This window comes from Bacillus sp. Nf3, from assembly GCF_003028545.1.
GTDB lineage: Bacteria > Bacillota > Bacilli > Bacillales > Bacillaceae > Bacillus > Bacillus safensis.
Genome location: NZ_PYUA01000073.1, coordinates 1 through 572, shown reverse-complemented (window position 1 = coordinate 572; position 572 = coordinate 1). Strand labels below are relative to the sequence as shown.

At 67.5% G+C, this 572-nt stretch carries 1 protein-coding gene; it reads left to right on the top strand.

Translation table 11 applies throughout. The features are described 5' to 3' along the window. Nucleotides 1-436 (top strand): type 2 periplasmic-binding domain-containing protein (locus C9414_RS20900; RefSeq protein WP_181286196.1); only part of this gene is annotated, 436 nt, incomplete at its 5' end. Nucleotides 437-572: the final 136 nt, after the last annotated feature.

The window sequence follows — 572 nt, the reverse complement described above, 5'->3', positions numbered from 1 at the left end:
CGTCGGTGGCAAGGGCAATGAAGGCGTCGCTTCGTACGTGAAGCAGATCAAGGGCTCGATCGGCTACGTCGAACTGGCCTATGCGCTGCAGAACGGCATGCCGTACACCGCCATGCAGAACGCGGCCGGCAACTGGGTCGCGCCGAGCGCGGAAACCTTCGCCGCCGCAGCAGCCAGCGCCGACTGGGCCAGCGCCAAGGACTTCAACCTGGTCATCACCAACGCCCCGGGCGAGCAGGCGTGGCCGATCACCGCCACCAACTTCATGCTGATGCAGAAGCAGCCGAAGGACGCCAAGCGCAACCAGGACACCCTGGCCTTCTTCAAGTGGGCCTTCGAGAACGGCCAGGCCCAGGCCAACGAGCTGCACTACGTGCCGCTGCCGGCCGAGCTGGTCAAGCAGATCGAGGCCTACTGGGCGACCGACCTGAAGTGATGGACCCGACGGTGCCCGCCCCGCGCGGGCACCGTTGCTTCCACGCCGTACCGCCCCGCCCCCTCCTGGCCCTGCCGTCCCCATGAATGCCATCGCCCAGCCTGTAGCCGCCCCGTCCACGCGTGATGCGCGTGAT